The 9,458-nt window shown below is 36.1% G+C and carries 8 protein-coding genes, 14 tRNA genes and 1 pseudogene; 18 read left to right on the top strand and 5 right to left on the bottom strand.

Annotated elements, in window-relative coordinates; translation table 11 throughout:
• Nucleotides 1-341 (top strand): annotated as a pseudogene (locus ACPYKA_RS02925) (NCS2 family permease); the annotation flags it as partial.
• Between the two features lie 84 nt (nucleotides 342-425).
• Here ACPYKA_RS02925 and ACPYKA_RS02920 read toward each other — a convergent pair.
• Nucleotides 426-578, bottom strand: coding sequence for a hypothetical protein (locus tag ACPYKA_RS02920; protein ID WP_479540908.1), 153 nt, complete (start codon nucleotides 576-578; stop codon nucleotides 426-428).
• Nucleotides 579-671: 93 nt separating this feature from the next.
• Nucleotides 672-1,715 (bottom strand): ArsR/SmtB family transcription factor, encoded by a 1,044-nt coding sequence (locus ACPYKA_RS02915; RefSeq protein WP_479540907.1) that lies wholly within the window; start codon nucleotides 1,713-1,715, stop codon nucleotides 672-674.
• A 646-nt stretch (nucleotides 1,716-2,361) separates the two neighbouring features.
• Here ACPYKA_RS02915 and ACPYKA_RS02910 point away from each other — a divergent pair.
• On the top strand, nucleotides 2,362-2,529 hold the full coding sequence (locus ACPYKA_RS02910; protein WP_479540906.1) for a hypothetical protein: 168 nt from the start codon (nucleotides 2,362-2,364) through the stop codon (nucleotides 2,527-2,529).
• Between the two features lie 363 nt (nucleotides 2,530-2,892).
• On the top strand, nucleotides 2,893-4,224 hold the full coding sequence (locus ACPYKA_RS02905; protein WP_479540905.1) for a CoA-disulfide reductase: 1,332 nt from the start codon (nucleotides 2,893-2,895) through the stop codon (nucleotides 4,222-4,224).
• Between the two features lie 382 nt (nucleotides 4,225-4,606).
• On the opposite strand, the gene ACPYKA_RS02900 is transcribed toward ACPYKA_RS02905, so the two are convergent.
• Complete coding sequence (locus tag ACPYKA_RS02900; RefSeq protein ID WP_479540904.1) at nucleotides 4,607-4,786, bottom strand: hypothetical protein; 180 nt, start codon at nucleotides 4,784-4,786, stop codon at nucleotides 4,607-4,609.
• A gap of 16 nt (nucleotides 4,787-4,802) precedes the next feature.
• Complete coding sequence (locus ACPYKA_RS02895; protein ID WP_479540903.1) at nucleotides 4,803-4,961, bottom strand: hypothetical protein; 159 nt, start codon at nucleotides 4,959-4,961, stop codon at nucleotides 4,803-4,805.
• A 196-nt stretch (nucleotides 4,962-5,157) separates the two neighbouring features.
• On the opposite strand from ACPYKA_RS02895, the gene ACPYKA_RS02890 reads away from it, so the two are divergent.
• From ACPYKA_RS02890 to ACPYKA_RS02820, 15 genes are all read left to right on the top strand, one after another.
• The gene (locus ACPYKA_RS02890) at nucleotides 5,158-6,069 is read left to right on the top strand and encodes a chemotaxis protein (RefSeq protein WP_479540902.1); all 912 of its coding nucleotides are present in this window, start codon (nucleotides 5,158-5,160) and stop codon (nucleotides 6,067-6,069) included.
• Between the two features lie 246 nt (nucleotides 6,070-6,315).
• Nucleotides 6,316-6,390 (top strand) — tRNA-Asn (locus ACPYKA_RS02885).
• A 3-nt stretch (nucleotides 6,391-6,393) separates the two neighbouring features.
• Nucleotides 6,394-6,486: transfer RNA gene (locus tag ACPYKA_RS02880), tRNA-Ser, on the top strand.
• 11 nt (nucleotides 6,487-6,497) lie between these two features.
• Nucleotides 6,498-6,572: transfer RNA gene (locus ACPYKA_RS02875), tRNA-Glu, on the top strand.
• A 71-nt stretch (nucleotides 6,573-6,643) separates the two neighbouring features.
• A tRNA-Val gene (locus tag ACPYKA_RS02870) sits at nucleotides 6,644-6,719 on the top strand.
• A gap of 196 nt (nucleotides 6,720-6,915) precedes the next feature.
• A tRNA-Met gene (locus ACPYKA_RS02865) sits at nucleotides 6,916-6,992 on the top strand.
• 156 nt (nucleotides 6,993-7,148) lie between these two features.
• A tRNA-Asp gene (locus ACPYKA_RS02860) sits at nucleotides 7,149-7,225 on the top strand.
• A 7-nt stretch (nucleotides 7,226-7,232) separates the two neighbouring features.
• Nucleotides 7,233-7,305 (top strand) — tRNA-Phe (locus ACPYKA_RS02855).
• A 16-nt stretch (nucleotides 7,306-7,321) separates the two neighbouring features.
• Nucleotides 7,322-7,406, top strand: a tRNA-Tyr gene (locus tag ACPYKA_RS02850).
• 8 nt (nucleotides 7,407-7,414) lie between these two features.
• Nucleotides 7,415-7,488, top strand: a tRNA-Trp gene (locus ACPYKA_RS02845).
• 29 nt (nucleotides 7,489-7,517) lie between these two features.
• A tRNA-His gene (locus ACPYKA_RS02840) sits at nucleotides 7,518-7,593 on the top strand.
• A 12-nt stretch (nucleotides 7,594-7,605) separates the two neighbouring features.
• Nucleotides 7,606-7,677 (top strand) — tRNA-Gln (locus tag ACPYKA_RS02835).
• Between the two features lie 7 nt (nucleotides 7,678-7,684).
• Nucleotides 7,685-7,756, top strand: a tRNA-Gly gene (locus ACPYKA_RS02830).
• 8 nt (nucleotides 7,757-7,764) lie between these two features.
• A tRNA-Cys gene (locus tag ACPYKA_RS02825) sits at nucleotides 7,765-7,838 on the top strand.
• A 14-nt stretch (nucleotides 7,839-7,852) separates the two neighbouring features.
• Nucleotides 7,853-7,936, top strand: a tRNA-Leu gene (locus tag ACPYKA_RS02820).
• 158 nt (nucleotides 7,937-8,094) lie between these two features.
• Here ACPYKA_RS02820 and ACPYKA_RS02815 read toward each other — a convergent pair.
• Nucleotides 8,095-8,574 (bottom strand): site-specific integrase, encoded by a 480-nt coding sequence (locus ACPYKA_RS02815; protein ID WP_479540911.1) that lies wholly within the window; start codon nucleotides 8,572-8,574, stop codon nucleotides 8,095-8,097.
• Nucleotides 8,575-9,458 lie beyond the last annotated feature (884 nt).

Below are 9,458 nucleotides of genomic sequence, written 5' to 3'. Positions count from 1 at the left end.
CCGGATTTACGTCTGTTGTCATCGCTGCTTGTTTTGCGATCGCATTATTTTTCTCGCCAATTCTTGCTGTCATTACTACAGAAGTTACAGCACCTGCGTTAATTGTTGTGGGAGCATTAATGGCAATGCAAGTAAGTGATATAAACTGGAGTAAGTTAGAAATTGCGATTCCATCATTTATTACAATTATAATGATGCCCTTATCCTCCAGTGTGGCAACAGGTATTGCTTTTGGTTTTATCCTTTACCCACTTGCTCTAATGGCTCAAAAGCGTTTTAAAGAAGTACATCCGATTATGTATGCACTTTGTATATTATTTATTTTATATTTTGTTTTATAAGATCGAAAGTATAGAAAATACAGAAATAAAAAACCTAAAGAATTTTTGCCGGAATTTCTTTAGGTTTCGAAGTGTGAAATTAATTTATCTCCCGACACCACAAACAAATTTCCCCCTTGAAAAAATCGTTTTTAGGAATAATTTTTCATCAAAGGCTGTTTTTATAAAACAAAGATTATTTAGTCGGTTTTGTCTTTGCTTTATTTCATAATGATGGATATATTCGGTAAAGTTCATTCTGAAACACCTCCTCTATTTTTATCGAACATAATATTTGATGTCCATCGAATAAGTGGAGAAAAAATAAATCGAGTTATTTCGATTTATTTTTTACGTTAACAGGTCGATCATTTCTGTAAATGATTGTTTTAATTTTTCTTTATTTACTTCATAATAAATTTTATTTTCATATTTTGATGTTGTTACAAGTCCTAAGCGAAACAAAATAGACATATGATGTGAAATTGTTGGACTTGATAAATTGAGTCGCTGAGCAAGTTCGTATCCATAACGAGGTGCTTTGTTCAACTCCTGGATAATATTTATCCGTTTCTTATCGGATAAAGCGCGGGCAAATTCAATAATTTTTTCTTCCGTATTCGCGCCATCCAATAATTTAGTAACAACATCCATTCCGACAATAGTTATAACATTGTCAGTATTAGGATCACCATCATACGAAAATGTGGTTCTATCTTGAAGGTAATAAGATGGGATCATTATAATCGTTTTAGGAAGTTTTTCAACTGGTGTATTTTCTTCAAAATTAATAATCTTATATAATTGCTGAATAGATAAGGACTTAAATTTCCGAATACCTTCTGTGTGAATCGCATCCAGTTGTTTTGTATTTGCTTTATAAATTTGCTCATAACATTTTTGGATTAGAGCTACAAGTCTTTCTCGTGTATCTTCGGGATTAAAGTAAAGATAAAATAATTTTGATCGTTCATTCATTGGTAGTGTGCTACTTTTAATATGTTCATGAATTTTGGTGGGATCTTCAATAATAGATTCATCATCTAAATAATTATGTCCAGTGTTAAAAAAATAGGAAATGATTTTTTGAGGATTTTGTTTTTGTAAAAAAGCGAGACATTCTTCAATATCACCATGTTTATTTTCTTGATAAATAAGTTGAGTCAGTGATAATCCAAAGAAGCTATCTGGATGGAAAAAAACATTCATTTCTTCAAGCAGATCATCAGATAGATTTTCATGTTGTTTTTCAAGCCACTCATTCAACGCTTCAGTCTGCGGTTTTTGATAACTCTCTTTTTCTTCTTTTTTGAACCTTGTTAATTGAAATATAAGCACAAACAATTCAAATACAGGAGAACGATCGACATAAAAGTGTTCATGTAATTTTTCCAACGTTTTATCACATCCTAACTTAATGTTTGATCATTATCTAATGTTAGTGCTTAAAAATATCATTTCATAAAATTTTAACATGTGGTTTGATAAGTGTCAAACGTATTAATATACATTATATAAAAAGATCTATAATATGCTTCAAAACAAGCTTAAATCCACATGAAGAGCTGCGTTATATTCTCTCTCCTGGAGAAAAAACTGATTAAACTGAAAAAACAACGGGTAATAAGAAGCACAAGGAGGATAATAAACAATGAGTGAATCATTAGGAATTATTGAAACAAGAGGTTAACAGTAGCAATTGAAGCAGCTGATTCGATGTTAAAGCGGTAAATATCGAGGTTGTAGTACTGAAAAAATTGGATCTGGACTAGTATCCGTTATTATTCAAGAAGATGTTGGGGCCGTAAAAGTAGCGGCAGAAGTAGGAGGAGAATCAGCCAGCCGTGTAGGAAAATCTTAGCTGGTCCATGTGATTCCTAGGGCACATGGAATTATTTCCAAACTATTACCTGACTTAAAGTAAAGTGGTGAATGAGCCGTGAACCAATTTGATAAAATAGATATATTATAAGAGATAAAAAAAGTACTAGCAGAATTGGGTTCACAGGCTTACCAAGCATTATCCTGAAAGAAAGGAGATGTGCCTGTCGGTATCTCGGCACGTCATATTCATGTGTCACTAGAAAATGAAGATGTAAGTAACCGGCAAAAAGTAGCCGTTCAAGTAAACGGCGAAAAAGGGGACATCATGAATAATAATGTGACGAGCCGGATGAACAAGCGTTATGCACTTGAATGCATATATTGATACAGATGATGCAAATGCATTTGGACTTAGTGGGGGAGAATAGTTAAAAATCATGTTCTTTTTCATAATGGAGGCCTGTAATTAGCAAAGTAGTAAGTAGATAAGTCCACTCGAAAATATGAGGATTTACAGGGGTATAAAATGTTAGGAATTGAGCCTAGTTAGAAAAAAGAATATTTCGCGGCAGCGGATACAATTGGAGCAGGAGAGGACGAATTGTCCTTGTTTCTTCTGGGCAATCGGTATAAGATGCGCCCTTATAAAAATGTCCAATTGATGCGCTCGTATTTGGAATAATTGATGAGGAGCCAGCGTGGAATAAATAAGCATGCATAAAGCTCCTCTTATTAGGAGAAATAAACTATGAAGCTAATCGTTATTGGAGGAGTTGCAGCCGGAATGTCTGCAGCTTCTAAATTAAAAAGAATGAATAGTGATGCACAAGTAGTTGTTTATGAAAAAGATGCATATGTGTCTTATGGTGCATGTGGATTACCATATTATGTCTCAGGTGAGAATGATGACTATAAAAAAATGATTGCTCGTACGAAAGAGCAATTTGAAGAAGTAGGTATCGATGTTTTTATACGTCATGAAGTGGTGAAAGTTGCCCCAGAACGAAAACAAGTGATGGTAAAAAACTTAGAAAATGGGAATGTCTTCATTGACACATATGATAAATTGATGATTGGTAGTGGAACAGTACCGATTAAACCGCCTTTTGAAGGATTAGATCTACAGAATATCCATGTTCTAAAAACATTGGATGACGGGATTGCTCTGAAACAAATCGCTCATCAAAATGATGTGAAAAATATCGTTATTGTTGGCGGAGGATATATTGGAATCGAAGTTGCTGAGGCAATGCGGTATATCGGCAAAAATGTTACGGTTGTGGAACAGGCTGACCGTGTTTTGACGAACTTTGATCCGGAAATCACTGAACTCGTTGAAAAGGAATTGATCAAACAAGATGTACGTCTTCATCTTAATGAGAAAGTAGAAAAATTTCTTGGTGATGGTAAGGTAAACGCTGTACAAACGAGTAAAGGCGTTTACCCTGCCGATCTTGTTATCTTTTCTATTGGGGTGAAGCCGGCGACCAAATTTTTAGAAGGATCAGGAATTCACTTAGCAAAAAACGGTGCTATTATTATTGATCGTGAAATGCGAACGAATGTAGAAGATATCTATGCTGCTGGTGATTGTGCAGAAGTATACAATAAAGTAATGCAAGAAAATGCGTATATCCCACTTGGAACAAACGCAAATAAATGCGGCAGAATTGCAGGCGCTAATATTGCCGGTAACCATATTAAATATCCGGGAACACTTGGCAGTGCTGCGGTAAAAGTTTTTAACCTAGAAGTAGCTAGAACCGGCATGTCGGAGAAAGATGCGAAGAGATTAGCAATCGATTATACGACTGTTTTTATCAGAAGTAATGATCACCCAAAATATTATCCAGGTCAAACGCCGATTTGGATAAAGTTGATTTGTGAGAAAAGAACGAGACGCATTTTAGGAGCCCAATCGGTCGGACCAAAAGGTGTAGTTCTTCGAATCGATATGTTTGCGATTGCTATCCATAATAAGATGACTGCAGAAGAACTAGGCATGACTGATCTTTGTTATGCTCCGCCATTTGCAGGCGTTTGGGATGCAGTTCATATCGCAAGTAATGCAGTGAAATAGACTACAGTGTAAAGATGGAACGGTGGTGGAGTGGCTTGGATGAATTAGATACAATGAATTTCTAACGCAAAAAGAATAGTAATTCTGCCTGCTCTCTACGAAGAATAAGGAAAGTTGAGTCTGGTGAATATACGCGAAAACCATGGAAGGTGTGAAGAACTCAGGGGTGTAGCACCAAAGATTCCCCCGGTGTTGTGCCAAGGAAAGTAAAATAAATCCGTAAACCAAAGAAGAAGAACGTAGGAAAGCCGTATGAGGAAAAACCTCACGTACGGTTTAATGAGAGAACAGGAAAGGAATTGCCTCCTTGTCCGGCTTATTAAGGTGGAACACCCTAAACCCTGAGGACAAGAAGGCAACTATCTAACTTCTGTTATCTACTTTACTTCTTTCGATCCGATTTTTTACTTGTCACTTTTGCAATATCGGCGGGATTTACAAGTTTTTCGTGTCCAACTTCAATCCCATACTGTACACCAGTAGGATCATTCATTACTCCTTCTTTAAAACCATCTGGTTGCGGAGTCGTTTTTTGATCAGTATCCCTTCCTCTTCTAGGCACTCTATCCACCTCCGATTCAACTTGTTTTATGCTGTCGGTCAATAAAGAAATACAAAACAACTAATGAAAGCAAAATAGCTAAAAGAACAGTCCAAAATTGCCAAGTATTATAACTTGAGTATTGTTTCCAATATATTATTAAATCATGAAAATATATACGTTGCTTTTCACTCATGGCTTTTTCCCCTTGGTGATTATGATTAAATTTACTTTTCCACCTTAGCTTTGAAATATACTGATTTTGAAATACTCATACGGCACTGTATAATTTATTGGTCTTCAGTAATGAATCTGTTATAATAGTCTTAGTACTTTAGTTGCAATGCAGTAACTGAGCCGTTTAGATTAGATGAAAATTGGAGGCCGGAAGAATGGGTGGAACACGAACCGATATTTTGTTGGAGAGCGGTACAAACGAATTAGAAGTAATTATGTTTGAGATCGGATCTGGCGTTTTTGGAATTAACGTATTAAAGGTAAGAGAAATAATTAATGCAGTTGAAGTAACGAAAATACCGAACGCTCACGAACATGTTGAGGGAGTTATCCGATTGCGTGAAGAGGTTTTACCTGTTGTTAATTTGGCCAAAGTCCTAAATATTGCTGAATCAGAGGATCCAAAACGAGATAAATTTATTATTGCAGAATTAAATCAGATGAAAATTGCATTTAGAGTTCATCACGTTTCACGAATACATAGAATATCTTGGGAACAGATTGAAAAACCATCGGAATTATCTGCAGGGGAACATGCCTATGCAATTGGGATTATAAAATTGGAAGGTCATATGTCCATTTTATTGGACTTTGAAAAGGTAGTTGTAGAAATTGACCCAAAATCTGGAGTAAATGTAGAAAGCTTGAAAGTTTTAGGACCGCGTGAACGATCGACAAAAAAGGTCGTTATTGCTGAAGATTCAAAAATGCTTAGGCAGCTGCTCCAAGATACATTAACAGAAGCAGGATATGAAAACTTACGCTTTTTTGAAAATGGAAAAGAAGCATGGGAATATTTAGAAGGATTATCTAATAATGAAGCAATCGATCCTAAAGAAGAGGTCAATATTATAATTTCAGATATTGAAATGCCACAAATGGATGGGCATCATTTAACGGGGCGAGTTAAAAAAGATGCACGTTTACAAGATATACCAGTAATTATTTTCTCTTCTTTAATTACGAAGGATTTATTCCATAAAGGAGAGACAGTCGGTGCAAATGCCCAAGTTAGTAAACCGGAAATTGTAACTCTTGTAGAAAAAATTGATAAATTAATATTATGAAATATAAATTTCCCTTCTCGAAAAGGAGGGAAATGTTTGTTTTTTCTCACTAAATGGAATAAAAAGTACTGATTTGTAGCTAATTTGAAACTTTTTAAAAGTTTTTAAGAAATAAGCTTGCATTTTTTCTAGAAACAGATATAATATAAATTGTCGCTAAAAATCAGCACGTCATTTATCAGTGACAAATGCTTGTTTCGCAACATTATACATATGATTTTTCAAACTTCATATAACTTAACTTATTCCACAGTAGCTCAGTGGTAGAGCAATCGGCTGTTAACCGATCGGTCGTAGGTTCGAATCCTACCTGTGGAGCCATTCGGAGAGCTGTCCGAGTTGGTCGAAGGAGCACGATTGGAAATCGTGTAGGCCACTAACGTGGTCTCAAGGGTTCAAATCCCTTGCTCTCCGCCAGCATAAATACTGGCCCGTTGGTCAAGTGGTTAAGACACCGCCCTTTCACGGCGGTAACACGGGTTCGAATCCCGTACGGGTCACCATTATTTTATATGTTAAATAGGATATTAAGAACGATACGTCCTATCGCAATATTTGCACATCCTATATAGTCGGAGGATTAGCTCAGCTGGGAGAGCACTTGCCTTACAAGCAAGGGGTCGCAGGTTCGAGCCCTGCATCCTCCACCATAATTTTAAAAGTAATGTTACTTTGAAATTGGAATACGAACATTGGCTACTCAATAAGCGGGTACCAAACTAAATACTTTATTATATCGCGGGGTGGAGCATGTCTCACATGCGAGGAGTGCGCAAGCACGACGAGACTCCCCAAAAGAAATACCGCTACTCAATAGCAGGTACCAAACTAAATACTTTATTATATCGCGGGGTGGAGCAGTCTGGCAGCTCGTCGGGCTCATAACCCGAAGGTCGCAGGTTCAAATCCTGCCCCCGCAACCAATTATCTTTAATACGTTGTACTTTAGTGCATCTTTACTTACTCGTACTTTAGTATAACTAAGTATTTTTAATAAGTTTTACTAAAATATTATATAATTGATTAATTTGACTAATACCAATCATTAATGGTATTTTATTATTGGTAAGTTTTTTAACGGTCCGGTAGTTCAGTTGGTTAGAATGCCAGCCTGTCACGCTGGAGGTCGCGGGTTCGAGTCCCGTCCGGATCGCCATATTAACGGCTCGATAGCTCAGTCGGTAGAGCAAAGGACTGAAAATCCTTGTGTCGGCGGTTCGATTCCGTCTCGAGCCACATTTATTAATACGATGGAGGGGTAGCGAAGTGGCTAAACGCGGCGGACTGTAAATCCGCTCCCATCGGGTTCGGCAGTTCGAATCTGCCCCCCTCCACCACTAAATATAGGGGTATAGTTTAATGGTAAAACGAAGGTCTCCAAAACCTTTGATGTGGGTTCGATTCCTACTACCCCTGCCATAAGTGAATAGTTATCCCTAATGATGATGGCGGTCGTGGCGAAGTGGTTAACGCACCGGATTGTGGCTCCGGCATGCGTGGGTTCAAATCCCACCGGTCGCCCCATTTATTTTTCATTGGGCTATAGCCAAGCGGTAAGGCAACGGATTTTGGTTCCGTCATTCCTAGGTTCGAATCCTAGTAGCCCAGCTAGCTTGCGGAAGTAGTTCAGTGGTAGAATATCACCTTGCCAAGGTGAGGGTCGCGGGTTCGAATCCCGTCTTCCGCTTATATTATGGCGGCATAGCCAAGTGGTAAGGCAGAGGTCTGCAAAACCTTTATCACCGGTTCAAATCCGGTTGCCGCCTCCAAAAATAAATTTATTGCCAGTGTGGCGGAATTGGCAGACGCGCGGGACTCAAAATCCCGTTCCTTCACGGGAGTGTCGGTTCGAGACCGACCACTGGTATTACAAGATATATTTAGTATAAAGTTAGAAAATAAATTAGCACCTACAAATGTTGATATAACAACATTTGTAGGTGCTTTTAGCTTTGTTTAATATTTTGAAAAAACGATTAGAAACGATTGAATTTGATTTTTTTTACACATTTTTTACACATTGATTTATCCGACCATCTCATCAAAGACACTTAATGCTTTCTGTCCATCCTCTTGTTTTTGTTCAGCTAAAACGTGAGCATAATCTTGTTGTGTTCTAATTGTATTTTTATGACCTAATGATTCAGAAACGTAACCAAGCGATAATCTCTTATATAAAAGGACACTTGCATATGTGTGTATTAATCCAAGTAATGTTATTACAACAATCTTCAAATCCCCTAATAGCTTGTTTACATTTGTATTACTAATTACTAAATATTTTAACGATTCACTAAAAAATACTAATTGATGTATATTTGTAGGAGTGTTATTAAATAAATCTTTAAAGTGTTTCATAACTTTAGGACTAACGTCAACTGTACGAATAGATGATTCATTTTTAGTTGGTCCAAATCCTTTTGGCATTTTATTAGTATATCCCCAAGTTTTATTTACTTCGATTGTATTGTTTTCAAAGTTAAAATCCTTCCTAGTTAATCCAATAAGTTTTGCATAACGTAATCCTCTGACTATCTATTTAAATGTTTTTCACTTTTCTTTTTAGCTTCAACTGTATAATATATTTTAACTTTTCTCGTGAAGTCAACATGTATAACACCTTCATCAATTGCATCTAAAACACATTCTCTAATGTGAGAATTTACTTTACTGACTGTTTCTTTTGCTAAGCCAGTTCAAAAATTTTTGATAGTCTAGTTATATCTTGAATTGCGGTAAATTGGAAGTAATCGTTTATTACTTTCAAAGAATATTTATAGTGGTTTAAAATAGCTTTACTTACTTTTGGTTTTTTATATAAAAGAAACCAGTTTTCAAAGTATTCATTGAAAGGTATTTTCTAAATGGGGGACAATGCCCTTTGCTAATTTCGCTTCCATTTCAGCAGCAATCTGGGCTTCTCTTTTGGTTCTAAATGCTCCTTTTCTAATTGGTTATGTTTTCCACCCACAATACAACTAATTTAATATTTGAATGGTTCTTCTTGATGACAAAAGTATCGTTTGATGAACTGGCTTTTATCCAAAATTAAACAATAACCTTCTGAACCGTATTTGCTAGCGATGTCTCTTAGAATGATGTTGTCATGATGAAATTCTAAAATCCTTCAATAATGAATCATACAAAAAACTCCTACATAAAAGTGTCGCACAACCATAAGTGTGCTCAATAATTATATAGGAGTTTGTGTTGGTAAACAGTTTGGTAATCGGTGGTAAATTTCAGAGGCTGTAATCAATAATTAAATACGACACATACACAATATCATTTTTCTTTTTCATAAGTTATTTCGATTACTTTTTGATATGGCTTTAATGCACTGTTCTCTCATTTATTAAACTTAAATTTTTGAGTTTATTTCAACTTTA

The organism is Pseudogracilibacillus amylolyticus (SeqCode), from assembly GCF_051918545.1.
Lineage (GTDB): Bacteria > Bacillota > Bacilli > Bacillales > Amphibacillaceae > Pseudogracilibacillus.
This window is presented reverse-complemented; position numbering and strand designations above follow the sequence as displayed.

Excerpts from the sequence above, each read along its gene's own strand:
- ACPYKA_RS02920 (WP_479540908.1), bottom strand. The coding sequence starts at position 578 with ATGAACTTTACCGAATATATCCATCATTATGAAATAAAGCAAAGACAA.
- ACPYKA_RS02905 (WP_479540905.1), top strand. The coding sequence starts at position 2,893 with ATGAAGCTAATCGTTATTGGAGGAGTTGCAGCCGGAATGTCTGCAGCT.
- ACPYKA_RS02895 (WP_479540903.1), bottom strand. The coding sequence starts at position 4,961 with ATGAGTGAAAAGCAACGTATATATTTTCATGATTTAATAATATATTGG.
- ACPYKA_RS02890 (WP_479540902.1), top strand. The coding sequence starts at position 5,158 with ATGGGTGGAACACGAACCGATATTTTGTTGGAGAGCGGTACAAACGAA.